This is a genomic window from Micromonospora sonchi, from assembly GCF_014646235.1.
GTDB classification, from domain to species: domain Bacteria; phylum Actinomycetota; class Actinomycetes; order Mycobacteriales; family Micromonosporaceae; genus Micromonospora; species Micromonospora sonchi.
Genome location: NZ_BMNB01000038.1, coordinates 1 through 25,884 on the forward strand (window position 1 = coordinate 1; position 25,884 = coordinate 25,884).

General features: G+C 70.7%; 25 protein-coding genes. 15 read left to right on the forward strand and 10 right to left on the reverse strand.

The window, feature by feature from the left end:
- Positions 1-161: carboxyl transferase domain-containing protein (locus IEY61_RS27310; protein ID WP_189049433.1), on the forward strand; the 161-nt coding region annotated here is incomplete at its 5' end.
- A gap of 177 nt (positions 162-338) precedes the next feature.
- Positions 339-938 (forward strand): carboxymuconolactone decarboxylase family protein, encoded by a 600-nt coding sequence (locus IEY61_RS27315; RefSeq protein WP_189049435.1) that lies wholly within the window; start codon positions 339-341, stop codon positions 936-938.
- Here IEY61_RS27315 and sigJ read toward each other — a convergent pair.
- From sigJ to IEY61_RS27340, 5 genes are all read right to left on the reverse strand, one after another.
- A complete protein-coding gene (gene sigJ, locus IEY61_RS27320; RefSeq protein ID WP_189049438.1) occupies positions 910-1,851 on the reverse strand; it encodes an RNA polymerase sigma factor SigJ in 942 nt (313 codons plus the stop codon). The genes IEY61_RS27315 and sigJ overlap by 29 nt on opposite strands.
- Before the next feature lie 46 nt (positions 1,852-1,897).
- A complete protein-coding gene (locus tag IEY61_RS27325) occupies positions 1,898-2,752 on the reverse strand; it encodes a hypothetical protein (RefSeq protein WP_189049440.1) in 855 nt (284 codons plus the stop codon).
- Complete coding sequence (locus IEY61_RS27330; protein ID WP_189049442.1) at positions 2,745-3,245, reverse strand: SigE family RNA polymerase sigma factor; 501 nt, start codon at positions 3,243-3,245, stop codon at positions 2,745-2,747. The genes IEY61_RS27325 and IEY61_RS27330 overlap by 8 nt, the downstream gene beginning before the upstream one ends.
- A 112-nt stretch (positions 3,246-3,357) precedes the next feature.
- Positions 3,358-4,101 (reverse strand): M50 family metallopeptidase, encoded by a 744-nt coding sequence (locus tag IEY61_RS27335; protein WP_189049444.1) that lies wholly within the window; start codon positions 4,099-4,101, stop codon positions 3,358-3,360.
- Positions 4,102-4,330: 229 nt separating this feature from the next.
- Complete coding sequence (locus IEY61_RS27340; RefSeq protein ID WP_189049446.1) at positions 4,331-6,307, reverse strand: serine/threonine-protein kinase; 1,977 nt, start codon at positions 6,305-6,307, stop codon at positions 4,331-4,333.
- 92 nt (positions 6,308-6,399) lie between these two features.
- On the opposite strand from IEY61_RS27340, the gene IEY61_RS27345 reads away from it, so the two are divergent.
- The 6 genes from IEY61_RS27345 (at position 6,400) to IEY61_RS27370 (ending at position 11,343) form a co-directional block, all read left to right on the forward strand.
- The gene (locus tag IEY61_RS27345) at positions 6,400-6,612 is read left to right on the forward strand and encodes an acyl-CoA carboxylase subunit epsilon (protein WP_189049448.1); all 213 of its coding nucleotides are present in this window, start codon (positions 6,400-6,402) and stop codon (positions 6,610-6,612) included.
- A gap of 126 nt (positions 6,613-6,738) precedes the next feature.
- Positions 6,739-7,200, forward strand: a complete 462-nt coding sequence (locus tag IEY61_RS27350) for a hypothetical protein (protein ID WP_189049450.1) — start codon at positions 6,739-6,741, stop codon at positions 7,198-7,200.
- A 1,417-nt stretch (positions 7,201-8,617) separates the two neighbouring features.
- Positions 8,618-9,772 (forward strand): type VII secretion-associated serine protease mycosin, encoded by a 1,155-nt coding sequence (mycP, locus tag IEY61_RS27355; RefSeq protein ID WP_189049526.1) that lies wholly within the window; start codon positions 8,618-8,620, stop codon positions 9,770-9,772.
- A gap of 73 nt (positions 9,773-9,845) precedes the next feature.
- Positions 9,846-9,983, forward strand: a complete 138-nt coding sequence (locus tag IEY61_RS27360; RefSeq protein WP_189049452.1) for a hypothetical protein — start codon at positions 9,846-9,848, stop codon at positions 9,981-9,983.
- Between the two features lie 40 nt (positions 9,984-10,023).
- Positions 10,024-10,680: a Maf family protein gene (locus IEY61_RS27365; protein ID WP_189049453.1), complete on the forward strand. Its 657-nt coding sequence runs from the start codon at positions 10,024-10,026 to the stop codon at positions 10,678-10,680.
- Between the two features lie 9 nt (positions 10,681-10,689).
- Positions 10,690-11,343, forward strand: a complete 654-nt coding sequence (locus tag IEY61_RS27370) for an O-methyltransferase (RefSeq protein ID WP_189049454.1) — start codon at positions 10,690-10,692, stop codon at positions 11,341-11,343.
- 74 nt (positions 11,344-11,417) lie between these two features.
- On the opposite strand, the gene IEY61_RS27375 is transcribed toward IEY61_RS27370, so the two are convergent.
- Complete coding sequence (locus IEY61_RS27375) at positions 11,418-12,173, reverse strand: ABC transporter permease (RefSeq protein ID WP_189049456.1); 756 nt, start codon at positions 12,171-12,173, stop codon at positions 11,418-11,420.
- Positions 12,174-12,191: 18 nt separating this feature from the next.
- A complete protein-coding gene (locus tag IEY61_RS27380) occupies positions 12,192-13,151 on the reverse strand; it encodes an ATP-binding cassette domain-containing protein (RefSeq protein WP_189049458.1) in 960 nt (319 codons plus the stop codon).
- 185 nt (positions 13,152-13,336) lie between these two features.
- Here IEY61_RS27380 and IEY61_RS27385 point away from each other — a divergent pair, with 185 nt between their 5' ends.
- The gene (locus tag IEY61_RS27385; protein WP_189049460.1) at positions 13,337-15,091 is read left to right on the forward strand and encodes an acetyl/propionyl/methylcrotonyl-CoA carboxylase subunit alpha; all 1,755 of its coding nucleotides are present in this window, start codon (positions 13,337-13,339) and stop codon (positions 15,089-15,091) included.
- A gap of 47 nt (positions 15,092-15,138) precedes the next feature.
- Here the strand turns inward: IEY61_RS27385 and IEY61_RS27390 are convergent, their stop codons facing one another.
- Entirely contained in the window at positions 15,139-16,056 is a 918-nt protein-coding gene (locus tag IEY61_RS27390; RefSeq protein ID WP_189049462.1) for a LysR family transcriptional regulator ArgP, read from the reverse strand.
- A 69-nt stretch (positions 16,057-16,125) separates the two neighbouring features.
- Between IEY61_RS27390 and IEY61_RS27395 the strand changes: the two genes are divergently transcribed.
- Both IEY61_RS27395 and IEY61_RS27400 read left to right on the forward strand, forming a co-directional pair.
- On the forward strand, positions 16,126-16,722 hold the full coding sequence (locus IEY61_RS27395) for a LysE/ArgO family amino acid transporter (protein ID WP_189049464.1): 597 nt from the start codon (positions 16,126-16,128) through the stop codon (positions 16,720-16,722).
- Between the two features lie 69 nt (positions 16,723-16,791).
- Positions 16,792-18,243, forward strand: a complete 1,452-nt coding sequence (locus tag IEY61_RS27400; protein ID WP_189049466.1) for a GuaB1 family IMP dehydrogenase-related protein — start codon at positions 16,792-16,794, stop codon at positions 18,241-18,243.
- Between the two features lie 5 nt (positions 18,244-18,248).
- On the opposite strand, the gene mgtE is transcribed toward IEY61_RS27400, so the two are convergent.
- Both mgtE and IEY61_RS27410 read right to left on the reverse strand, forming a co-directional pair.
- On the reverse strand, positions 18,249-19,580 hold the full coding sequence (mgtE, locus tag IEY61_RS27405) for a magnesium transporter (RefSeq protein WP_189049468.1): 1,332 nt from the start codon (positions 19,578-19,580) through the stop codon (positions 18,249-18,251).
- A 357-nt stretch (positions 19,581-19,937) separates the two neighbouring features.
- Positions 19,938-20,510 carry a TetR/AcrR family transcriptional regulator gene (locus IEY61_RS27410; protein WP_189049470.1) on the reverse strand — a complete coding sequence of 191 codons (573 nt, stop codon included), beginning with the start codon at positions 20,508-20,510 and terminating at the stop codon, positions 19,938-19,940.
- A gap of 85 nt (positions 20,511-20,595) precedes the next feature.
- Between IEY61_RS27410 and IEY61_RS27415 the strand changes: the two genes are divergently transcribed.
- The 4 genes from IEY61_RS27415 (at position 20,596) to IEY61_RS27430 (ending at position 25,408) form a co-directional block, all read left to right on the forward strand.
- Positions 20,596-21,042 (forward strand): DoxX family protein, encoded by a 447-nt coding sequence (locus IEY61_RS27415; protein WP_189049472.1) that lies wholly within the window; start codon positions 20,596-20,598, stop codon positions 21,040-21,042.
- 55 nt (positions 21,043-21,097) lie between these two features.
- The gene (locus IEY61_RS27420) at positions 21,098-21,565 is read left to right on the forward strand and encodes a MarR family winged helix-turn-helix transcriptional regulator (RefSeq protein ID WP_189049474.1); all 468 of its coding nucleotides are present in this window, start codon (positions 21,098-21,100) and stop codon (positions 21,563-21,565) included.
- Positions 21,559-23,292: an ABC transporter ATP-binding protein gene (locus tag IEY61_RS27425; RefSeq protein ID WP_189049476.1), complete on the forward strand. Its 1,734-nt coding sequence runs from the start codon at positions 21,559-21,561 to the stop codon at positions 23,290-23,292. Before IEY61_RS27420 ends, IEY61_RS27425 begins: the two co-directional genes overlap by 7 nt.
- A gap of 76 nt (positions 23,293-23,368) precedes the next feature.
- Positions 23,369-25,408 carry an ABC transporter ATP-binding protein gene (locus tag IEY61_RS27430; RefSeq protein ID WP_189049478.1) on the forward strand — a complete coding sequence of 680 codons (2,040 nt, stop codon included), beginning with the start codon at positions 23,369-23,371 and terminating at the stop codon, positions 25,406-25,408.
- Positions 25,409-25,884 lie beyond the last annotated feature (476 nt).

The window sequence follows — 25,884 nt, forward strand, 5'->3', positions numbered from 1 at the left end:
AAGACACCCTCGCCAACCCCTACATCGCCGCCGAACGCGGCTACATCGACGCCGTCATCCCCCCACACCAAACCCGCACCCAAATCACCCGAGCACTACGCATACTCCGCACCAAACGCGAAACCCTTCCGCCGAAGAAGCACGGAAACATCCCGCTGTAGGTGTAAGGAAGGGCCCCTTATTAACGTCTGGTGTAGAGGAAGGGCCCCTTCTTAACAACGCTCGGCGGTGCCGTTCCCCGGCAAGCGCCCCGGCGGTCGGCCGGGGTCGGGCGGTCGTCGCAGCATGACCTGGATCACCCCGCGTCACATGGTCGGGCCCTGTTCCGTCCTGCATGCATGACACGAATTCCTCTGCTCGGTGACAGGCAGGTCGGTTGGCTGACGCGACTCGGGTTCCGGTCCGCCCGTCGCCGCTTCGGCCAGGTGCCGGAACCGTTCCGGGCCGCCGCGCACCACCCCGGGATCATGTGGACGGGCGCGATCCACGAGCTGGCGTACGAACGCGCGGCCAGCCGGCTCGACGCGGAGCTGCGCGACCTGATGGTCCACCGGGTGGCCACCCGGGTCGGCTGCTCCTGGTGCGTCGATTTCGGCACCATGCTCACGCTGAAGGCCGGCTTCTCGGTGGAACGGCACCGGGAACTTGCCCGCTACCAGGAGTCGACCGCCTTCACCGAGCTGGAGAAGCTCGCGCTGCGGTACGCCGACGCGATGACCGATCTGCCCATGACGGTCACCGACGAGATGGTCGAGGAACTGCGCGGGCACCTCGACGACGCGCAGCTGGTGGAGCTGACCTACGCGATCGCGCTGGAGAACATGCGGGCCCGTACCAACCACGCGCTCGGGCTCACCGCCCAGGGCTACACCAGCGGTGACGCCTGCCCGGTGCCGTGGGACGTGCAGATCACCGAGGCAGCGCCCGCTCGGCGGTGAGGGCCGGCACCCGGGCGAGCTTGGCCGGGTTCAACTGGTCGAAGATCCCGGTGATGCGGCCATCGGCAACCGCGAAGGCCATCGTCAGATGCAGGCTCTCCCCCTCTGCGGACCGCATCTCGATGAGCAGGCCCAGGTCGCCGTTGACCAGCACCGGCTCGGCCAGCACGGTGGTGGCCTGCCGGGACGCCCGGCGGAGCAGGCCGATGAAGAACCGGGCGACGGGGAGCGCGCCGACGATCGGCCGGCGGCCGGCTGGGGCGACCCCGCCGCCGTCGCCGATCGCCACCGCGCCGGGTGCGAGCACGGCGAGCAACCCGTCCAGGTCGCCGGCCTCCGCGGCGGCGACGAAAGCGGCGACCACCCGGCGTTGCTCGGCCCGGTCGGCCGGGCGGTGGGGCACATCGTGGGCGGCCAACGCGCGACGGGCCCGCGAGGCGAGCTGTCGGGTCGCCGCGTCCGTGCTGCCGAGCACCGCGGCGATCTCGTCGAACGGGAACGCGAAGATGTCATGCAGGACGAAGGCGACTCGCTGCTCCGGGGTCAGGCGCTCCATCACCACCAGCAGCGCGTAGCTGATCTCGTCGGTGCGCGTGGCGGCATCGACCGGGTCGGGCGCGAAGCCCGCCGGACCGCCGGGCCCGGGCAGCCGCGACACCACCGGCTCCGGCAGCCACGGCCCGACGTACGCCTCTCGGCGTACCCGGGCGGAGCGCAGCAGGTCGAGGCAGATCCGGGCGGTCACGGTGGTGAGCCAGGCGCGGGTATCGTCGATCCCGCCAGGATCGGCGGCGGAGTAACGCAGCCACGCCTCCTGCACCGCGTCCTCCGCATCGGCCCAGCCGCCGAGCATCCGGTACGCGACGCCCATCAGGTGGGTCCGGTGTGGCTCGAAACCCGCCGTCGAATCCATCCGCCGCCTCCCGCCGCCCGTCACATCATCCGCCACCTTCCGGGCGTCAACAGACCGGGTTGGCCGCCGCGCAGAGCCGGTCGGCCGCGACGGTGGCGATCCGGCGCAACTCGGACTCGGTGCCATCACGGCCGAGCCTCAGCACCGTGACCAGGTCGCCGACTCGCAGCACAACCCTCGTCTCGGGGCGTGCCGGTCCCCGGCTCTCACCGGTGTCCAGGTTCTGGGTCCCCGTGACGGTGTGCCGGATCAGCATCGCCTCGTCGCCGGCGAAGTCGCGGTCGGCCACCTCCCACCGGTGCTCCGCCTCGGCTGGCGCGATCCGATCCCCCCACTGGACGTCGCCCTTCGATCGCCAGTTGGCGCATGGTGCGAGCAGCGCGTCGAGCCGCCCGAAGAAGCCAGCGGCTCGGTCCGATGCGAGCCGGTAGACATCCTGGCTGAAGACCACGTCGGTGGGGCCCGGTTCGGTCCCCGCGGGTGCCCGCAGCAGGGTCTGCGACCGCGAGTACCGGGACGTTTCCCAGTAGGTCGTCCGTCCTTGCGACCTGAGGCAGACCAGCAGCATCTGGTCGATCTGCACGGGCTCACCGAGGCCAGCCTGGCCGAGCGGTGGATCGGTCTTCGTGGCGAGGTCTCCCGGTTGCACCAGCGCCTCGTGTGGAATCCCGGCGGCTGTCGGCGACGACGCCTGCGACTGCAGCGCGGAGGTGGGCGGCGTCACGAGACGCATTCCCACGATCATCGGCCCGCCGGCCAGGACCAGCACTGCGGTCGCCGCGCCCACCATGGCCCGACGTCGCCGACGGTGGGCCCGCGCACGCAACACCGCAGGTTCCGGCCAGCGGACGTCGCGCAGGTCGTTCTGCAGTCGCTCGACGAACGTCATCTCGTCACGCACCGGGTGCCTCCTCCAGGTCAGAGACGGCGAGCAGCCCGGCGAGCGCGGCGCGCCCCCGGGAGAGGCGGGCCTTGACCGTGCCGACGGGGGCCGAGGTCTGCCGCGCCACCTCGGCGACCGGCATGCCGACCAGGTAGTACAGCGCAATCGCGACCCGCTGCTCCTCCGGCAGGCGGCGCAGGGCGGCGACCACCTCGACGGTTTCCGTGCCCGGTGCGGGGACACTCTCCACGGCGCCGTGCCGCAGGTAGGCCCGAGCCCGACTGCGCAGGCTGCGCCAACGGCTCACCGCGAGTCGGCTGGCCACCACCCGTACCCACGCCTCAGGGTCGTCGTAGTCCCCGACGGTGGACCACCGTTGCCACGCCCGTATGTACGCCTCCTGGACGGCGTCCTGGGCTTCGCCGAGATCCCCGGTCAGCACGTAGATGAAGCCGAGCAACCGTTGTCGGCTTCCCCGGTAGAACTCGTCGAACCCGTCGACCTCCGGCACCTGCCACCTCCCTGCGGGTCGTAGAGGACACGCACCAGGGGGTGGGCGCGGTTGCCGGAGCACGCGAACCGCCGGCACCGCGTGAAACCGTCGGGACGCCGATGGTCCCGGTTCACCAGGTGATGCCGGCCTCCGAGAGCAGCGGGCCGGCCAGCATCAGACCGCCGACGACCAGCACCGCGAGGTTGACCAGACCGAAGAGGACGACCCAGAAGAACGCCGGGAACCCGGTGATGCCGGCCAGTTGGTCGGCGTCGGAGGCGGGCATCCCACGCCGGGTACGCAGCCGTTGCAGCTCGATCACCGGGCGCACCCCACCGAGGAGCAGGAACCACACACTCGTCCAGGCGAAGGCGGCCTGCACCTGCGGGCTGGCGTACCAGGAGACGGCGAGCACCACCCCGCCGGTGACCACCAGGGAGAGCGCCCCGAAAAGGTTGCGGATCATGACGAGCATGCCGAGCAGCAGCGCGACGGCGATCCAGAGCAGCAGCGTGATCCGATTGCCGGCGAGCAGCCACGCCCCGCCGAGGCCGATCACCGGTGGCGCCAGGTAGCCGGCGAGCAGGGTGAGCACCATGCCCGGGCCGGTGGGACGGCCGGCGGAGAGCGTCAGCCCCGAGGTGTCCGAGTGCAGCCGGATGCCGCGCAGTTTGCGTCCGGTGAGCAGCGCGGCCAGGGCGTGACCGCCCTCGTGGGCGATGGTGATCGCGTTGCGGGCGATCCGCCACGGCAGCCGGGTGGAGACCACCAGCAGCGCGACGAGGCCGGTGAGCAGCACCAGCAGTGGGGGTGGCTCGGGCTGCGCGCCGAACAGGCGGTCCCAGAACTCGGTCATCCCGTCGATCGACACCATGGGGCGCGAGCCTACCGCCCGCGTTCCGGCCCCGGTCCCCCACCGAGCCGTTCCGTTGGCAGGTCGACCCGGCCACCCTGCGCTGACCACCAGGTGGGCCGGCAACACACTCGATACGTCTAAAGTTTTCCTGACCGCGACCCCGGCCGCCGCGGCCACCGTTCCCGGCATCGACGTCTCGCGCTCTGGCAGGGGGACGCCGGCCTGGTACGCGAAAAGGGTGCCCTGATCAGTCCTGACGGTCCGGCACGAACTCCCGGAAGGTCATCTCGAAGTTCTCGAGTTGAGCCTCCCAGTCCCGGTTCGGCACCTCCCAGCGCAGGGCGAAACCCCGGTTGCTGGCGGTGACGAAGCCCCGGTTACGGACCCGGATCTCGACCCCGTTGCGTTTCTGCAACCAGTCCCAGTCGGCGCAGGTACGCCACTTGCAGTCGAGCGGGGAGACGCCGATCAGCCGGTAATCCTGCACGCCGCGAACGTTCTTCCGGTCCGGTTCGATCCTCCGCCAAGCCGCGGCGGCGTCTCGCTGCGGCTTGTCGGTGCGGTCGATGGTCAGCTCGCTGACGCCGTCCGGATCCCGGTACTTGACCCAGGTGCCACCGGCGCTGCGCCGCCAGCCCTCCGGCACCGCCACCTTGAAGCCCACCGGGTCGGTACGCAACGTCCACCCTTCCGGCAGGCCACCAGCGGCGGTCTCGGATGGGCTGGCTGACGGGGTGGGTGAGGCGGACGGGCTCGACGGCGCGGCACTGGTCGGTGGCGGCACCGCAGGCGCGGAGGTCGGCGGCGCGGTCGCCGCGCTGGTGCCGGCCGTGCCCTGCGGAGTCTCCTCCTCGCCTCCGTCGCCGCTGCTGAGCAGCGGCACGATCGCCACCAGACCGACCAGCAGCAGAGCGACCAGGGCACCGACGAGCATGGCACGACGGGCCCGCTCCGACCGCAACTGGCCGGCCTTGAAGACGGAGCCACGGGCCGGCGCCGAACCCACCGGCGCCGCGGGCAGCAGCGAGGTCCCCTGAGGTACGGCCCGAGCCACGTCCTTCGCCGGCGGATCCGCCCGCTCACCCGACAGGGCCTCGTCGCCACCCTTTTCCCCGGCGGCGGAGCCCCTGGGTTCGTCAGCGGCGTGCGGCGTGTCCTGCTCGCTCGCCGGTGCGGCTGCCTCAGCGGCCTCCACCTTGGTCGTCGACGCGGCATTCGACCCGGTGGCGGGCGTGTCCACCCTGGCTGTCGGGATGGCACCCGCGTCCGGGGCGGCGCCGTCGACCTTCGCCGTCGGCTCCCCGGCCGATCGTGGGCTCGGCACCAGCGGCGGGCGCGGCTCGCGCGGACCGTTCGGCCCCGGCCGGCGTACGCCGTCGAGCAGCGAGATGCCACGCGCCCGCCGGCCGCTGGCCTTGCGCAGCATGCGCTCGGCGGACTCGGCGGTGATGCGCTCCTCGGGATCCTTGCGGAGCAGTCCGGCAAGGACCTGCTTGAGCGGACCGGCGTTGCGTGCCGGCGGCACCGGTTCGGTGGCGAGCGCGGCCAGGGTGGCGATCGCCGACGGGCGCGCGTACGGCGACTTGCCCTCCACCGCGGCGTAGAGCGTGGCGCCCAGCGACCACAGGTCGGCTTCCGGCCCGAACGTGCCGTCCCGGGCGCGCTCCGGTGCGATGTACGCCGGTGAGCCCAGCACCATGCCGGTGCGGGTGACGTTCGGGTCGCCGGGGATGGTCGCCAGGCCGAAGTCGGTCAGCACCACCCGACCGTCGTTGCCGAGCAGCACGTTGCCGGGCTTGACGTCGCGGTGCATGATGCCGGCCTTGTGCGCGGCCTTCAGCGCGTTCAGCACGCCCAGCCCGATCTCCACCGCCCGGGCCGCAGGCACCGGCCCGTCCGCCGCGAGAGTGTCCTGCAGGGACCGGGACGCCACGTACTCCATGACGATCCACGGGTCGCCGTCGGTGCGGAGCACGTCGAAGATGCGTACCACGTTGATGTTGTTGAGGCGGGCGATGGCCCGGGCCTCGCGGAGCGAGCGCTCGCGCATCTCGCGGCGCTCGTCGGCGGTCAGACCCGGCGGCGCTACGAGTTCCTTGATCGCGACGTCACGGTGCAGTACCTCGTCGCGGGCCTTCCAAACCCGACCCATGCCGCCCTGACCGAGCGGCGAGAGCAGCCGGTACCGGTCGGCGACGAGTTGGGGGGAGGAAGCGTCAGACATCGCTGAGACGGTACCCGGCACCGCCGACGGTCACACCGCCGGCACGCCACTGTGCGACGAAGATCAAGGCCACGCCGCGTACGCTAATGGACATGCCTGTGGATGAGCCGCTGTTCCGGATCGTGCGCGGCACCCCGACGGCCGAGGAAGTGGCCGCGCTGGTCGGCGCGATCCTCGCCCGATCCCGCCCGGCAGCCCCGCCGCCCCCGGCTCCGACCTCGGCCTGGGCGCGCAGTGGCCGCCCGGCGGGCACGGGCCACCTGCCGGGTCCCGGCGCATGGCGCGCCTCCGGGCTCCCGAGCTGATCTGCGGATACCCGACACCACCCCCGACGCGCCGGGTCCCAGGTTGGCGGCTTGGGGCTCCCGAGGGCGGCGGACACCTACTAACCTCACTCAGGGGAACGAAGCCGTGACAGTTTGGGAGGGCCGATGATCCCCGCGGAGGATCGACCAGCGTCGTGGTTACGCGGTTCCGGCGGCATCGAGGCGGACATCCAGCAGCTACGGGAGTTCGCCGACCGGCTGCGCGCCGAGGTGGAGGGTAATTACACGACCCACCTGCCGTACATCGCCAACGACATGCTCGCCAAGGTGCCCGACCCGGCGGACGCGTTCATCGAGCTGGTGCACTTCATGCGGGCACACTGGGAGACCCAACAGGCTGCCGCGAACGCCGTCTGGGGCCACGGCCACACCACCGGTCACCTGGCCGCTGCCGCAGGTCAGGTCGCCGAGCGGTACGGCACGGCGGACGCCTTCTCCGCGGCCCGCGTGGCCGACGTCGAGCAGGCGCTCCGCAGGACCGGCGGCCCCGCCGGGCGCCCCGGACCATCGCCGTCACTCGCCGACCCCACCGGACCCGACAACACGAACACGGTGGTGCTGCCATGAGAGAACCCGGCGTCGGCCCCCGCGGCGGCCTCACCGACTGGTACCTCATGAACGTCGCCGACATGTGGGCCTGCCTTCAGGATCACCAGACCGATCACCACTGGCGGCACGTCGCCGGTTGGCGCAAGGTCTGCGACCTGGCCGGCCAACACCTGGACCGGCTCCGGACGTACCGCGACGGCCTGGCAAGGGCCTGGCCACCAGAGACCAGCGCCGCCGCCCGCGTGTACCTCGCCGAGTTGGACGATCTGATCGAGCAGGTGCAACACACGCACGACGCCGCCGCCGCCAACCAGAGCGCGCTGTCGGCCGCCACCCAGGCGCTAACCAGCACCCGCACGGAACTAAAAAGGATCTACGACGAGTACGCCAGCAAGCTCCAACAGAAGCGGGCATGGGACGAGACCGCAGCCGACCCGAAGGCCGCCGCTGGCAGCAGGACGAGCCAACCGCCGGTCACCGACACCGACCTGGAAAGGCTTAACATTCAGGCACGCGGCATCATGTACGGACTCAGCGGCGAACTCCAACAAGCCCAAGTAATGCTCCGCCAACCCCCTCCCGCCGCCCCTGTGGCTAGACAGCCGTCCGACCCGGATGCATACGGCGGAGCAGCGGGAACACCAGTCATCCCGCCGATCGTGCCTGTCGCTATACGATCCCCTAACAAAAGCGCAGGCAAAAGGCCCACGTCACCAGTCCGCCTAGCACCCAGTCCAAAGACTCCGCAGATCGGACCAGTGCTGGGCAGAGCTGAGCCAGCCCTAGGGCCGAACTCAAGCAACTCAAGAGCACCTGGCACACCGCAAGTGATGCCCAACGTTCCCTCGCCTGGTATCGGCATCCCGCCAGCACCACCGCCGGCAGGTCCAGGAGGCCGGCCAGATAGCGCCAGGCCTGCCCAGAACCGGCCCGGTCAGATCGGTCATCCAGTCGCTAGAGGCGGCACCAGGGCGTCACTTCCAAATTCAGGTAACTCGCCTCGCGCCTTGCCGCCCGGCGGCGTCATTGGCGGAATCCCAGGAGTGGGGCCGACCCAACCAGGATCAGGTAGTACGCAACCGCGTCGAACCAACCCGATCGGTGGGGTAATCGGTGGTGGAGCGGCAGGTACTGCACCCGGTGGCGCAGCTGGCTCTCGCCCTCGGGGCGGAAGAGTTTTTAACGGGATGCAGCCACCCTCCACATTTGGTGGAATTCCAAGGCCAGGAGCCGCTGGCGCGGCAGAAACAATAGGCGCGTGGAAAGACCCAGATCAAGGAGACTGCGCGGACCAGCAACGCCGATGGGATCCTGACGACCCATGGGTGACGGATCAAGGAGTAAGCCCAGTCGTCCGCCCTCCGGACGAGGATGGACCGATTGACCCTGGCCCAGCCATCGGCTTCAACCGGTGAAAACTCAATCCATTCTTACCGTGACACTCCTATTGGCATTATCGGTCACACCCAGTGCAAACCTTCATGCGCGTGCTAGCAGAATCGCAACCCCACCAACTGACGGCGCCACTCGCATCCGGAGCGATCAATGGCACCTGAGCTACCTTGACACTAAAGAGGCGCATCAAATAAGCCAGGGCATGGGCATCACCGTCGCCGTTCTCGATACGGGGGTGTACCCTCATCCCGATCTCCGGGAGAACCTCCTTAGCGGCTTCGATCTCTTAGAAGGCGGGAGCGGAAACGGGCATCAGGACAACAGTGGCCACGGAACAGGAATGGCGGGTCTCATCGCTGCCCACGGTCGCGGCGACGGCACTGGCGCCCTGGGCATCGCCCCTCAGGCGAGGATCCTGCCGATCAGGTCCTTTAAATCGAACAACGAAGGAGACACAGATCGACTGGCAGAGTCCATCGAGAAGGCCATCGCAGACGGAGCCGATATTATTAGCATATCCGCTGGAGGGGGCGGGGTGAATTCCCGCCTCTTACGTGCCCTCGATGCTGCACGTGCAGCCAACATAGTAATCGTTGCCTCCGCAGGAAACCGGCCAGATGACGCGCAGATCGTCTGGCCTGCCGCCAGCACAGGGGTAATATGCGTAGGCGGTGTTGACCACCGGGGAGCGCATGCCAAGGTATCAGTAACTGGGCCTCGGATCGATGTAGTGGCACCAGCGGTCGAAATCTATAGCACAAGTTACGATGGCCTGTATTCCAAGGGCACCGGCACCTCGAGCGCTGCGGCGATTGTGGCGGGGGCGGCGGCGTTGATTCGGGCGAAGTATCCGTACCTTCCGGCGGACGAGGTGGCGCATCGGTTGACCGCGACCGCGATCGACAAGGGCCCGCCTGGCCGGGACGACCAGTACGGGTACGGGGTCATCGACCTGGTGGCGGCGCTGACGGCAGACGTACCGCCAAGGGGTTTTGAATCGGTGCCGGCGACCGCGCCGGACGACGGTAGCCCGACCACGGCAGCGGACGGGCCGCGGGCCGATGAAAAGAGTGGTACCGCGACCGTGCGCGGCCTGGTGACGCTCGGCGTGCTGCTGGCGGGTGGCGGCGCCTGGGGGTTGTTCGCACGTCGCCGACGCCGATCCGATGATCCGCCACCACGGATCAGTCGCTGAGGCACCCGGGGGGGGCGGGCGGCGTTGTTCCTTTGAACGATATTTCAGGGTGACATAATTATTTCTGTATGACATGACGCTCGCAAGAAGGACGCGAGCCCGCGGGGTCACCGACCGTGACGGACGCCGCGGCCGGCTGAACTGGCTGGTGACCCCGTCCCGTCTGCGCCTGCGCCTCGGCGGCCAGCGCGACGACGAGATCCAGGTGTAGCGGGCGCGTGGCGCGCGAGGGAACCGGTAACGTCGGCAGCGTGTCTGATGCCCTGCCGCTCCGTCTGGTGCTCGCCTCGGCGAGCCCTGCCCGCCGCAAAACCCTCCAGGCCGCCGGCATCGAGCCAGAGGTGCTGGTCAGCGGGGTCGACGAATCGCTCGTGGTGACCGAGCGGGCCGAGGATCTCTGCCTGGAACTGGCCCGGCTCAAGGCGCAGGCGGTGCTGACCCGACTGCGGCCCACCGACGACCAGCGCACGCTCGTGCTGGGGTGTGACTCGGTGCTCGCCTTCGACGGCGAGATTCTCGGCAAACCCGAGGATGCCGGCGACGCTACCCGGCGGTGGGAGCGGATGCGCGGTCGCAGCGGGGTGCTGCACAGCGGCCACTGTCTCGTCGACATGGTGGGCGGGCGCCGGGCCGAGGCGGTGGCCTCCACGGTGGTGCACTTCGCCGACATCAGCGACCACGAAATCGCGACGTACGTCGGCACGGGCGAGCCGCTCGCGGTGGCCGGCGCGTTCACCATCGACGGTCTCGGCGGAGCCTTCGTGGAAGGGATCGAGGGCGACCCGGGCACCGTCATCGGGCTTTCCCTACCACTGTTGCGGCGGCTGCTCGCCGACTTGGACCTGCAGATCACGGATCTGTGGACGAAGGTCGCGCCGGGCAACCAGTTGATCGAGCCGCTCGGTTAACGTTCGGGAATGACGCTCAAGTCGATCCCGCTCACCGACGAGTTGCACACGTACCTTGTCGCGCACGGCGCCCCACCGGACGCGGTCGTCCGCGACCTGGCCGAGGAGACGCTGGCTCTCCTGCCCGAGGATGCCGGCATGCAGGTGGCACCGGAGCAGGCTGCCTTCCTGACGTTCCTGACCCGGCTGCTCGGCGTACGGCAGGCGGTGGAGGTGGGCACCTTCACCGGCCTCTCCTCGCTGTCGATCGCCCGGGGGCTCGCCGAGGGCGGCCGGTTGACCTGCTTCGACATCTCGGAGGAGTACACGAACGTCGCGCGCCGGTACTGGGCGCGCGCCGGCGTGGACGACCGGATCGAGCTGCGCATCGGGGCGGCCGGAGAGCGACTGCGGGAGCTGCCGGACGAGCGGTACCTGGACTTTGCCTTCATCGACGCCGACAAGACCGGCTACCCGGTCTACTGGGACGAGTTGGTGCCTCGGATGCGCCCCGGTGGCGTGATCGCCGTCGACAACGTGCTGCGGCATGGCCGGGTGATCGCGCCGCAGAGCGCCGACGACCGGGCGATCGCCGCGTTCAACGACGCTGTCCTGGCCGACGTGCGGGTCGACGCCGTGATGCTGCCGATCGCGGACGGCCTGACCCTCGCCCGGGTGCACTGACCGGTCGCAGGCCGACGGTTAATAAGGGGCCCCTCCTATACCGCAGGCGTTAATAAGGGGCCCCTCCTTACATTTCAGCGGACGCTGCGGGCGAACTGGCGGGCAGCCCAGAAGACACCGGCGGCGGCCAGCACCGTGATGATGGCCAGGCCCTGCCAGACCCGGTCGTTGCCGATGTCACCGTTGAACAGCGCCCGGGTGCCGTCGACCGCCCAGGAGAACGGGTTCCACCTGGCGACGCCCTGCAACCAGCCCGGCGCGAAGGCGAGCGGCAGCAGGATGCCGGAGAGCAGCAGCACCGGCTGGGCCACCGTGTTCATCAGCGGGGCGAGCGCGTCCTCGCTCTTGACCTTCAGCGCGACGCCGTAGGAGACCGCCGAGGTCATCAGCGCGATCAGGGCGAGCATAAGGTACGCCAGCAGCAGGTCACCGATGAAGACGCGCAGGTCGAACAGGAGCGCGAGCAGGGTGATGATGACCGCCTGGGCCAGCAGCGACACCACGTCGCGCAGTGAGCGGCCGAGCAGCAGGGCGAGCCGGCTGACCGGAGTGACCCGGGAGCGTTCGATGACCCCGGCGCGCAGCTCGGCGATCAGGCCGAAGCCCTGGAACAGGCCGCCGAAGATGGCCAGCAGCACCAGCAGGCCGGGCACGAAGATTTTGTACGCCTCCGCCTGGGTGGACGCGTTCAGCGCCGGCTTGAGCAGCGGGGCGAACAGCAGTAGATACATCACCGGCTGGAAGACACCGACGAAGACCCACACGGGGTTGCGCAGCAGCAGGTGAAGCTGCCGCTGGAAGATCAGCCAGGTGTCACGGGCGAGCTTCATTGAGATCTCCTGGGCGGGTCAGGACTCGCGCAGCGAGCGGCCGGTCTTGGTAAGGAAGACGTCGTCGAGGCTCGGGCGGTGCAGCTCGATCGACCTGAGGTCGAGCCCGGCCCCGTCGATGCGACGCAGGATCCGGGGGATGGCGGTGGCGCCGTCGTCGACGAAGAGGCGCAGCCCGCCCTCGTCGAGGGTTTCCAGCCGGTTGACGTACTCCTCGCCGTCGAGCAGTTTTGCGACCTCGCCGGCGGCGACGGGGTCGAGGCCGACCTGCACCACGTCGCCGGAGATCTCGCGCTTGAGGTCGGTCGGCGTGCCCTCGGCGACCACCTCGCCGTGATCCATGATCGCGATCCGGTCGCAGAGCGCGTCCGCCTCGTCCAGATAGTGCGTGGTGATGAAGACCGTCATCCCGTCGGTGCGCAGCCGCCGGATCTCGTCCCACATGTGGGCCCGGCTCTGCGGGTCGAGCCCGGTGGTGGGCTCGTCCAGGAAGACGATCTTCGGCTCGTGGATGATGCCGAGCGCGATCTCGACCCGGCGTCGCTGCCCACCGGAGTACGTCTTGCACTTGCGATCGGCGAACTCGGTGAGCTGGAACGCCTCCAGCGCCCGCGCGGCCCGGCGCTGTGCCTCGGCCTTGGCGATGCCGTACATCCGGGCCTGGAGGACCAGTTCCTCCCGCGCGGTGGACTCGTCCCAGGTGCTGCCACCCTGAGCGACGTAGCCGATTCGGCGGCGCACCTCACCGGGATCCTTCAGCAGGTCGGCCCCGGCGATGGTGGCCTGGCCGCCGTCCGGCTCGATCAGCGTGGCCAGCATCCGCAGCGTGGTGGTCTTGCCGGCGCCGTTCGGGCCGAGAAAGCCGAAGATCTCACCCGCCGACACGTCCAGGTCGACGCCGCGCACCGCCTCCACCGTCTTCGTCTCCCGACCGGCACGGCTGCGGAACGACTTCCGCAGCCCTCTGGTCTCGATCATGTGCACTCCCCGTTCGAGGCCACCGTCGGCCATCTCGTCACCGTCACCCGACCACACACACACACGACAAAACCTCGCCTGGCGGGCCCGACGGGCAGGTGTGCCATCACACACTGAGCGATCGTTAGGGCCGCCAGGGTGAGCTATAAACTCCCGGTCAGCAACCACCGGGAGGAGCCACCAAGGTGCGCAAGGTACTCATCGCCAACCGTGGCGAGATCGCCGTCCGCGTCATCCGCGCCTGCCAGGATGCCGGCCTGGGCAGCGTCGCAGTGTACGCGGACTCCGACCGCGAGGCCCTGCACGCCATGCTCGCCGACGAAGCGTACGCCCTGGGCGGCGAGACCGCTGCGAATACCTATCTGCGCATCGACAAGCTCATCGACATCGCCACCCGGTCCGGCGCCGACGCGGTGCACCCCGGCTACGGCTTCCTCGCCGAGAACGCCGACTTCGCCCAGGCCGTCATCGACGCGCGGCTGACCTGGATCGGCCCGGCCCCGCAGGCCATCCGCGACCTCGGTGACAAGGTCACCGCCCGGCACATCGCCCAGCGGGCCGGCGCTCCGCTGGTGCCCGGCACCCCGGACCCGGTCGGCGGCCCGGACGAGGTGCTGGCCTTCGCCGTCGACCACGGCCTGCCGGTGGCGATCAAGGCGGCGTTCGGCGGTGGCGGGCGGGGCCTGAAGGTGGCCCGCACCATGGAGGAGATCCCGCAGCTGTTCGAGTCGGCCACCCGGGAAGCGGTCGCCGCGTTCGGCCGGGGCGAGTGTTTCGTCGAGCGTTACCTCGACCGGCCGCGCCACGTCGAGGCGCAGGTCCTGGCCGACCAGCACGGCAACGTGATCGTGGTGGGCACCCGGGACTGCTCGTTGCAGCGCCGGCACCAGAAGCTGGTCGAGGAGGCGCCGGCGCCGTTCCTCACCGACGCCCAACGGGCCCAGATCCACGAGAGCGCCAAGGCCATCTGCCGGGAGGCCGGCTACCACGGCGCCGGCACGGTCGAGTACCTGGTCGGCAACGACGGCACCATCTCCTTCCTGGAGGTCAACACCCGACTCCAGGTGGAACACCCGGTCACCGAGGAGACCGCCGGCATCGACCTGGTACGCGAGCAGTTCCGCATCGCCGACGGCGAGAAGCTGCGGTTCACCGGGGACCCGGCGCCGCGTGGGCACTCCATCGAGTTCCGGATCAACGGCGAGGACCCGGGGCGCAACTTCCTGCCCGCTCCCGGCACGGTCACCGCGCTGCGGCTGCCCACCGGCCCCGGCGTGCGGGTGGACACCGGCGTCTCGGCCGGCGACGTGATCGGCGGGAACTTCGATTCCCTGCTCGCCAAGGTGATCGTCACCGGGGAGACCCGCATCGAGGCGCTGGAGCGGGCCCGACGGGCGCTGGACGAAATGGTGGTCGAGGGGATGGCGACCGCGCTGCCGTTCCACCGCCTGGTGGTCCGCGACCCCGCCTTCACCGCCGAGCCGTTCGCCGTGCACACCCGTTGGATCGAGACCGAATTCGACAACACCGTGCCGCCGTTCAGTGGCGCCGCCAGCAGCGAGGCGGGCGCTGGCGAGCGCGAGACCGTCGTCGTCGAGGTGGGCGGCAAGCGGTTGGAGGTGACCCTCCCCGCCGGTCTCGGTGCGGCTCCCACCACCGGCGGACGGGCCGCGAAGAGGCCCACCCGCCGAGGCGGCGGCGCCACGGCCGGCGCGACGGCCGCCGGGGATTCGCTCACCTCCCCGATGCAGGGCACCATCGTCAAGATCGCGATCGCCGAAGGTGACACCGTCGCCGAGGGCGACCTGGTCGTGGTCCTGGAGGCGATGAAGATGGAGCAGCCCCTGCACGCCCACAAGGCGGGTACGGTCAGCGGCCTGTCGGCCGAGGTCGGCGCGGTGATCACCGCCGGCGCCGTCATCTGCACCATCGACGGGTGAAAGGAAGGGGCCCTTCTTAACGCCTGGTGCATTGAAAGGGGCCCCTCCTAACAGTCCTGACCGGTCACTGGGCGGAGAGTCTCGGCGGCGACCGCCCGGACGGCGGCGGTGAGTGCCACGAGCACCGGCGAGTCGAGGTGCCAGTGCTGCCAGTAGAGCGGGACGTCCACCACCCGGCCGGGTGCGATGTCCACGCAACTGCCGCCGGCCACGTCGTCCTCGGCGATCTGCTCCGGCACCAGCCCCCAGCCGAGGCCGAGCCGGATCGCCGCGCTGAACGCGGGCACCGACGGCACGTAGTGCACCGGCGGATCGAGGGCGCGTCCCGTCACCGTACGCAGAAAGCGGTGTTGCAGGCGGTCCTTGCGGTCGAAGACCACCACGGGCGCGGCGGCGAGCGCCGCGCGGGTGAGCCCGTCGGCGAACCACCGGTCCACCATCGGCGGGGCGGCCAGGGCCCGGTAGCGCATCGCGCCGAGTGGTCGTGCCCGGCAGCCCTGCACCGGTTCGCGCTGTGCGGTCACCGCGGCCATCACCGTGCCGGCGCGCAGCAGTTCAGCGCTGTGGTCCTGGTCGTCCTGCCGCAGGTCGAAGGAGAACCCGGGCTCGGCGGGCAGCCGGGCCAGCGCCGGGGGGAACCAGGTCGCGAGCGAGTCGGCGTTGACCACGACGGCGACCCGGGTACGACCGGGGTCGACGCCGAGCGACCCCCGCGCCTCGGCCAGCGCCTCCCGTTCGAGCAGCGCGAGCTGCCCGGCGAGGCGGAGCAGGGGGCGGCCGGCCTCGGTGACGTCGCAGGGCCGGTGCCGCCGGACGAGCACCTGGCCGACGGTCTCCTCCAGCGCCTTGATTCGCTGGCTGACCGCCGACGGGGTCACGTGCAGCAGTCGCGCCGCCGCCTCGAAGCTGCCCTCGGCGGCGACCGCGGCGAGCCTACGGAGCTGGACCGGGGCCAGGCCACTCATGAAGCGGAGCTTAATCATCTGAAGAATCTTTAGCTGGACCAGCGCTGGCGCGGCCCCTACCGTCGGTGCGTGCTCACCTCAGCCATCGCCGGTTTCTCGCTGGCCATCGCCCTGATCGTCGCCATCGGCGCGCAGAACGCCTTCGTGCTCCGCCAGGGCCTGCGTCGCGAGCATCTGGTACCTGTCGTGCTGGCCTGCGCGGCCTCGGACGCGCTGCTGATCGGCCTCGGTATCGCCGGGGTGGGCTCGGTGGTGACCGGGCGCCCCGACCTGCTCGCCGCGATCCGGTGGGGCGGGGCGGCGTTCCTGCTCGCGTACGCGGCACTGGCCGCTCGCCGCGCTCTGCGCCCCGGCACGCTGGCCCCCGCCGAACGATCACCGGCCCGGCTCGGCGCCACGCTGGCGGCCTGTCTGGCCTTCACCTACCTCAACCCGCACGTCTACCTGGACACCGTGCTGCTGCTCGGCAGCCTGGCCCAGCAGCACCAGCATCGCTGGGTGTTCGGTCTCGGCGCGACGGCGGCCAGCGTGGTCTGGTTCACCGCGCTGGGCGCCGGTGCGTACCGGCTCGCTCCGCTGCTCGCCCGGGCCCGGGTCTGGCGGGTCCTCGACGGTGTGATCGCGGTGGTGATGGTGCTGGTGGCGGTCGCGCTGCTGCTCGGCTGAGAGCGACTGAGCGGGTGTTTTCGCTGTCCGCCGGGACTGCCGGGGGTCTCCGGTGGGAATGATGGCCGGGTGCGGTTCCTCAATGGCGCGAATCCCGCGTACGACCTGACCTACAACGACGTCTTCATGGCGCCGGCCCGCTCCGAGGTGAGTTCGCGGCTGGATGTCGACCTGGCCACTGGCGACGGCACGGGCAGCACGATTCCCCTCGTGGTGGCGAACATGACGGCGGTCGCCGGGCGGCGGATGGCCGAGACCGTGGCCCGGCGCGGCGGCATCGTGGTCATTCCCCAGGACATCCCGATCGAGGTGGTGGCCGAGGTCGTCGCGTGGGTCAAGCAGCGCCACCTGGTGTACGACACGGCCATCGCGCTCGGACCGACCGACACCGTCGGCGACGCGATCCACCTGTTGCCCAAGCGGGCGCACGGTGCGGTGATCGTGGTCGACGACGCCGGCCGCCCGATGGGCGTGGTCACCGACGCCGACACCGTCGGGGTGGACCGTTTCGCCCAACTACGCGACGTGATGTCCACCGACCTGCACACCGTGCCGGCGGACGCGGACCCGCGTACCGGCTTCGACCGGCTCTCCGCCGGCCGGCGCCGGCTGGCCCCGGTGGTGGACGGCGAGGGCCGGCTGGTCGGCGTGCTCACCCGGCAGGGCGCCCTGCGGGCGACGCTCTACAAGCCGGCGGTGGACGACCGGGGCCGGCTGCGGATCGCCGCGGCGGTGGGCATCAACGGGGACGTCGCGGGCAAGGCCGCCGCGCTGTTGGCTGCCGGGGTGGACACCCTGGTCGTGGACACCGCGCACGGCCACCAGGAACGGATGATCTCCGCGCTCCGGATCGTCCGCGGGCTCGACCCGGGCGTCCCGGTGGCGGCCGGCAACGTGGTCACCGCCGATGGCGTACGCGACCTGGTCGAAGCCGGCGCGGACATCGTCAAGGTCGGCGTCGGTCCGGGCGCGATGTGCACCACCCGGATGATGACCGGGGTGGGCCGGCCGCAGTTCTCGGCGGTGCTCGACTGCGCGGCGGCGGCCCGGCGGCTGGACCGCCACGTCTGGGCCGACGGCGGCGTGCGGCACCCCCGCGACGTGGCACTGGCGCTGGCCGCCGGGGCGTCGAACGTGATGATCGGCTCCTGGTTCGCCGGCACCTACGAGTCGCCCGGCGACCTCTACACCGACGCGGACGGCCGGCGGTACAAGGAGAGCTTCGGGATGGCCTCGGCGCGCGCGGTCAGCGCCCGGACCGCGGAGGACAGCCCGTACGACCGAGCTCGCAAGGCGATCTTCGAGGAGGGCATCTCGTCGGCCCGGATGTACCTGGACCCGACCCGCCCGGGGGTGGAGGACCTGATCGACGAGATCATCTCCGGCGTACGCAGCGCGTTCACCTACGCTGGCGCGCGCACCCTGCCCGAGTTCCACGAGCGGGCGCTGGTCGGCGTGCAGAGCACCGCCGGCTACACCGAGGGAATGCCCCTGCCCACCAGTTGGCGGTCGGGTTCGTAGTCGGGTTACAGGTTGAGCACGGCGTGGGCGATGAGGAAGTAGATGATCAGTCCGGTGGCGTCGACGAGCGTGGTGACCATCGGGGCGGACACGACGGCCGGGTCGATGCGTAGCCGCTCGGCCAGCAGCGGCATGGTCGCGCCGACGGTCGCGGCCCAGGCGCAGATGGCTACGAGGGACAGGCCGACGACCACGGCGATGTCACCGCCGACCAGTACGGTGCCGACGGTGAGGCCGACCAGGGCGAGGACGGCGCCGAGGAGCAGCCCGACTCGGGCCTCGCGCCAGATGACGGCGGGTAGGTCGGAGCCGCGCAGTTCGCCCACCGCGATGGCGCGAACAGCGGAGGTCGCGGCCTGGGCGCCGGCGTTGCCGCCGGTGCCGACCAGCAGCGGGATGAACAGGGCCAGGGCGGTGACGGCCTCCAGGGTTGCTTCGAAGACTTGCAACACGTTGACGGTGAGCACGGAGGCGACGATGAGCAGCACGAGCCACGGGGCGCGGGAGCGGGCCAGCCGCCATACGCTGACCGCCATGTAGTGCCCGGGCCACGGTCCGGAGGCGGCTTGGCGGGTGACGTCCTCGGTGTCGGCGGCCTCGATGACTTCGACGGCGTCGTCGATGGTGAGCAGTCCGAGGAGCTGGTTTTCGCTGTCGACGACGGGCAGGGCGAGGGTGTTGGTCTCGCGCATCAGCCGGGCGGCCTGCTCGGCGGGGTCGGTCGCGGATACCCGGGGCACGTCGGCGTCGACGAGTTCGGCGACCGGCCGGTCGGGTGAGCTGAGCACGATGTCGCGCAGTCCGGTCACGCCGATCAGGTAACGACCGGCGTCGACCACTGGCAGGGTGTAGACGGTCTCCGCCTGCGCACCCTTGTCCCGCACGGCCTGCAGAGCTTCTCCGGCGGTGAGCTGCCCGGGCAATGCCACCGCCTCCGGTGTCATGATCTGCCCGACCGACCCGGCCGGGTAGCCGAGCAGCGCGGCGGTCATCTGCCGTTCGTGAGCCGACAGTCCGGCCAGGACCCGTTTGGCTACCTTGGCCGGGGCCTCGCGCAGCATCCTGGCCCGGTCGTCGGGGTCCATCCCCTCGACGAGGTCACGGAACGCCTGGTCCCGCAGCCCGGCGAGGATGGCCTGCTGGTCGACCGGTTCGAGTTCCTCGAACACCGCCAGGGCGCGGTCCTTGTCCAGCAGCCGGAACGGCACCCCGGCGGCCGTGCCGTCGAGGCGGGCCAGTTCGTCGGCGATCACGTGTGGCGGGTGCGCGTCGAGCCACCCCTGCACGCCGGCGAGATCGTGGCGGTCCAGCAGTCCACGCAGGTCGTCATCGGCCACCGTCGCCCTCCCGAGTGCTGCGCACGGCCGGTCGGCCGGACACTGGACGCCCGGCGGCTGACGGACATCGATCGCTGCGACCGACGTGCATGATCGAGATGGGCACGGCGGAAAACCCTTTCAGGTGGCCAAGGGGGTACGAGAGCGCGCGATCACCGGGGAGCAGCACCGGTTCAGGCCACCTGCGCCGAGCGGGTCAGGGGCAGGCCGGTGCGGTGCGCCGCGGCACGGGACTGGAAGGTTCGCTGGTCACGGCCGCGTCCACCTCCCTGTTCCATCCGTCGTAGCGGCCCAAGGCCAGGGTGATCCTACCCGGCCCGACGGCGGGCGGGTCGGCCGCACCGGAGGCCGGCGCACTCAGGGACCGGGCGGTGGGGTGAAGAGCCGCCGGGTCACCGCTCGCGCGGCCTCCCCTGGATCGTCGCCGAGGCCGGCGGGAAGCGCGCCGGCCAGCCAGAGGGTCGCGAACCCGTGCACGATCGACCAGGCGGCCATCGCATCATCCTGTCGGGTGCCGGGCCGGGCTTGGGCCAGAGCCGCCACCCCGGCGTGCAGTGCCCGGCCGGAACGGGCCCGGGCGGCCCGTATCTCGGGGTCGTCGGCCCGGTAGAGGTCGGGGTGGAACATCACCTCGAAGTGCGCGCGGTGCCCGACGGCGAAGTCGACGTACGCGACCCCGACGTCCAGCAGGTCGGTGCCGGCGGCGTGCAGCGCCTCGGCGAGCAGGTCGAAGCCCTGCACGGCGAGCGCCGTGAGCAGGCCGGCCCGGTCGCCGAAGTGGTGCGCGGGCGCGGCGTGCGAGACGCCGGCGCGACGGGCCAGGTCGCGCAGGCTCAGGGCCGCCGACCCGGATTCCTCGATCACCTCGACAGCGGCGGCGAGCAGCACGCGACGTAGATCGCCGTGGTGGTAGCCGCGAGTGCTGGTCATGCCGAAATCCTATCTTGCCATTGACAAGATGACGCCTCCCGGGGCAATCTTGACGATGACAAGATTCTGTCTGAGGAGGTCTTCCATGGCGCCCCTGATCGCCCTGCTGCTCACGGCGGCGGTGGCCCGGCTGGCCGGGCTCGCCGGGATCACCGCCCTCGACGGCTGGCACCCGTCCCTGCGCGTCGGGCTGGCCGCGATGTTCGTGCTCACCGGGCTGGCCCACTTCGGCCTCGGGCGGCGGCAGGACCTGATCGCCATGGTTCCGCCCCGGCTTCCCCGGCCAGACCTGCTGGTCACGGTCACCGGGGTGCTGGAGTTCGCGGGCGCGGTCGGGCTGCTCGTACCGGCCACCGCCCGCTGGACCGGCGCCGGGCTGGCCGCACTGATGCTGGTCATGTTCCCGGCAAACGTCTCCGCCGCGCGCCGAGGGCTGACCCTGGGCGGGCGTCCGGTGACCCCACTCGGATCGCGCGCCCTGCTTCAGGTGCTGTTCATCGCCGCAGCCGTGGCCGTGGCGGTCGACCCCTGACCGGACCGACGAAAAATAGTTCGGCCCCTGATTTTCAGGGGGCTAATGTGCGAGCATGACTCTGATTCAGCTGGCGGACGTGCCGCTCGGTCGGCTGTTGGTGGTCGCCGGTCACCTCGCCGGCCAACGGTGGAATCGCTACCTCGCCGACGAGCACGGTCTCACCCAGGCCGGCATGGCCACCCTGCTGGCGCTCGCGGAGCACGGTGAGCTGCCACACCGACGGGTGGCCGAGGCGTGCTTCGTCCGCCCGGCCACACTCACCGGCATCGTGGACACCCTCGAACGGGACGGCCTGGTGGAGCGACACCGCGACGACACGGACCGGCGCAGCGTCAACCTCACCCTGACCACGGCCGGTCGGGAGCGGGTGGCCGCGCTCACCGCAGCGATCCGGTCCGGGCAGCCGCTCACCTCGGTCGACGCCGATCCGGCGAAGGCGGCCGTCATCCGGCAGTTCCTGTTGGAGGTCATCGGCAGCGACGAGGCACCCGGCGGGGCGGCAGGAGGCCCGACGTGTTGATCCGGTTGCTGCGCGGCCACCTGCGGCCGTACCAACGGCTGCTGGCGGCCGTGGTGCTGCTCCAGTTCGTCGGCACCATGGCCTCGCTCTACCTGCCCAGCCTCAACGCCGACATCATCGACCTCGGCGTCGCCCGGGGCGACACCGGCTACATCACCCGCACCGGCGGGTGGATGCTCGCGGTCAGCGTGGTGCAGATCGTCTGCGCGGTCGTGGCGGTCCGTCTCGGCGCACGGATCGCCATGGGCTTCGGCCGGGACGTACGGGCAGCGGTCTTCGGACACGTCAACACCTTCTCGGCACGGGAGGTCGCCCGCTTCGGCGCCCCGTCGCTGATCACCCGAAACACCAATGACGTGCAGCAGGTGCAGATGCTCGTGCTGATGAGCTGCACCATGTTGGTCGCCGCTCCGATCATGAGCATCGGCGGCGTGGTGATGGCCCTGCGGGAGGATGTCGGACTCTCCTGGTTGATGCTGGTCTGCGTGCCGGTGCTGGCGATCCTGCTGGGCCTGGTCATCCGGCGGATGGTGCCCGGCTTCCGGCTCATGCAGACCCGCATCGACGCGATCAACCGGGTGCTCCGGGAACAGATCACCGGGATCCGGGTGGTCCGGGCATTCGTCCGGGAGCCGTACGAGGTGAGACGCTTCGCCGCCGCGAACGCCGACCTGACCGCGACCGCCCTCCGCACCGGCCGCCTGATGGCGTTGATCTTTCCCGTGGTGATGCTGGTGCTCAACGTCTCCAGCGTGGCGGTGCTCTGGTTCGGCGCGGAACGGGTGGACGCCGGAGCTATCCAGGTCGGCGCGCTCACCGCCTTCCTGCAATACCTGATGCAGATCCTGATGGCCGTCATGATGGCCACCTTCATGCTGATGATGGTGCCCCGCGCGGCGGTCTGCGCAGAACGGATCGTGGAGGTGCTCGACACCGACTCCTCGGTGGTGCCCACCCCGGCCCCGGTCACCCAGGTGTCGACCCGGGCCGAACTGGAGCTGCGCAATGTGCGGTTCCAGTACCCGGGTGCCGCCGAACCGGTGCTGAGAGAGGTCTCGTTCCGGGTCACGCCGGGCACCACCATGGCGATCATCGGCAGCACCGGCGCGGGCAAGACCACCCTGCTCAACCTGATCCCCCGGTTGGTCGACGTCACCGCCGGTGCGGTGCTCGTCGACGGCGTCGACGTGCGGGAACTCGCGCCGGACGAACTGTGGCGCCGGATCGGGCTGGTGCCGCAGCGGCCGTACCTGTTCACCGGAACGGTGGCGACCAACCTGCGCTACGGCAACCCGGACGCCACCGACGAGGAACTGTGGGCGGCGTTGGAGATCGCCCAGGCCCGGGACTTCGTCGAGGCCATGCCCGAGGGCCTGGACGCCCCCATCACCCAGGGCGGCACCAACGTCTCCGGCGGCCAGCGGCAGCGGTTGGCGATCGCCCGAGCCCTGGTCCGTCAGCCGGAGATCTACCTGTTCGACGACTCGTTCTCCGCGCTCGACCTCGGCACCGACGCCCGGCTGCGAGCGGCCCTGCGGCCGGTCACCGCCACCGCAGCGGTGGTGATCGTCGCCCAACGGGTCTCCACGATCGTCGACGCCGACCAGATCATCGTCCTGGAGGACGGCGGCGTGGTCGGGGTGGGCCGACATGAGGACCTCCTTACGACCTGTCCGACCTACGCGGAGATCGTGGCGTCTCAGCAGACCACGGAGGTGCCGGCATGAGCGAGCGCCAGCGAGCGAATCATCAACTCAGCGTGCAGGTGCCTCATGCCGGCACGCAGCGAAGCGGAGAGCCGGCATGAGCGAGCAACGGGTTCGCGGCGTACCGGCGCAGCCGTCGGCGCCGGACGGGCCAACGCCGAAGCGACTCCCGCCCGGCGGCCAGCGCGGCGGGCCACCGTGGATGGGCGCGGGGATGCCCGCGGAACGTTCCATGAACTTCGGGCCAACCGCCCGCCGGCTGCTGAACCGGCTACGCCCGCAACGTCTGCACGTGGGTGCGGTCATCGGGCTCGCGGTGGTCAGCGTCGGGCTCACCGTGATCGGGCCCAAGGTGCTCGGGCACGCCACCGACCTGATCTTCACCGGGGTGATCGGCCAACAGCTCCCACCGGGCACCAGCGCCGACGAGGCGGTCGCGGCGGCCCGGGCGGCCGGCAACGACAACTTCGCCGACATGCTCGCCCGGATGGACGTGGTGCCCGGGGCCGGGATCGACTTCTCCGCCCTGGGTCGGGTGCTGCTGCTGGCGCTGGGCCTCTACCTGGCGGCCAGCCTGCTGATGTGGTGGCAGGGCTGGCTGCTCACCGGGGTGGTCCAGCGGACCGTGCTCAAACTGCGCGCGGACGTGGAGGAGAAGCTGCACCGGCTACCGCTGTCCTACTTCGACCGGCAGCCGCGCGGTGAGCTGCTCAGCCGGGTCACCAACGACATCGACAACATCTCGCAGAGCCTCCAGCAGACCCTGAGCCAACTGCTCACCTCGCTGCTCACCGTGGTCGGTGTGCTCGGCATGATGTTCTGGATCTCGCCGCTGCTCGCCGTGGTCGCGTTGGTCGCGGTGCCGCTGTCGGTCGTGGTGGCCGGGCAGATCGCCAAGCGGTCGCAGCGGAAGTTCATCGCGCAGTGGACCCACACCGGGGAGCTGAACGCGCAGATCGAGGAGGCGTTCACCGGCCACGACCTGATCAAGGTCTTCGGCCGGCGGCGCGAGGTGGAGGCGGCCTTCCACGCCAAGAACGAGCAGTTGTTCCAGGCCAGCTTCGGTGCCCAGTTCATCTCCGGGATCATCATGCCGGCGATGCTCTTCATCGGGAACCTCAGCTACGTGGCGATCGCCGTGGTCGGCGGGCTGCGGATCGCCTCCGGCGCGATGAGCCTCGGCGACGTGCAGGCGTTCATCCAGTACTCCCGTCAGTTCACCCAGCCGCTCACCCAGGTCGCTTCGATGGCCAACCTGCTCCAGTCCGGGGTGGCCTCGGCGGAGCGGGTCTTCGCGGTGCTGGACGCCGACGAGCAGATTCCGGACCCGGCCGCACCGGTGCGCGTGACCGACCCACACGGCCGGGTCGAATTCGAACACGTCTCGTTCCGGTACGCCCCGGACAAGCCGCTGATCGAGGACCTGTCCCTGGTGGCCGAGCCCGGTCACACCGTGGCCATCGTCGGGCCGACCGGCGCCGGCAAGACCACCCTGGTCAACCTGATCATGCGCTTCTACGAGCTGGACGCCGGCCGGATCACGCTCGACGGGGTGGACATCACCGCGCTGCGCCGCGACGACCTGCGCGGCCGAATCGGCATGGTGCTCCAGGACACCTGGCTGTTCGGTGGCACCATCCGCGACAACATCGCCTACGGCCGACCCGACGCGACCGAGGAGGAGATCCTCGCCGCCGCCCAGGCCACCTTCGTGGACCGGTTCGTACGCAGCCTGCCGGACGGCTACGACACCGTGATCGACGAGGAGGGCAGCAACGTCAGCGCCGGCGAGAAACAGCTCATCACCATCGCCCGGGCGTTCCTCGCCGAACCCGCACTGCTGATTCTCGACGAGGCGACCAGCTCGGTGGACACCCGTACCGAGGTACTGCTCCAGCGGGCGATGGCGGCGCTGCGATCGGAGCGGACCAGCTTCGTCATCGCGCACCGGCTCTCCACCATCCGCGACGCCGACCTGATCCTGATGATGGAGCAGGGCCGCATCGTCGAGCAGGGCACCCACGAGCAGCTGCTCGCCGCGCACGGCCCGTATCACCGGCTCTACCAGTCCCAGTTCCGCCAGGCGGCCGGGGGCGACGACCCGGCGCCCGTTGCGGCGGCGTCCACCGCAGGCTGATCCGCACGTTGCCGGGAGCCCTGCCTTCCGGCGGGAGGCCCCGGGAGCCCTGCTTCCCCGGGGGAGGCCGGGAGCCTCGCCTTCCGGTGGAAGGCCCCGCGAGCCCTGCTTCCGGGGGAGGCCGGGCCGCTGACACGGGACCTGTCAGCGGCCCGGTGGCGGCCGCCGGCGTCAGGAACGGGGGACCCGACGCGGGCCGCGCGCCGACAACGGTACGCCGCCGCACCACCATCCCGCGACCACGACCCTCCGCTGATCGACTTCGATACCAGGTGGATCCGGTCACCGTCCGGCAAGGGCTGGCGAGCCCACGCAGGTCAGACGTCCAGGGTAATTCCGGGTGATGTCGGACACGCCCTCAGGGGAGATCCCGGACCGCACGCAACGTGTCAGGTCCGCGACCGGTAGGGGTGGACCCCGGCTTGGATTTCGGTGCTCGTCCCGGATCCGTCTGGGGTGCCGCCGACGCCAGGCTG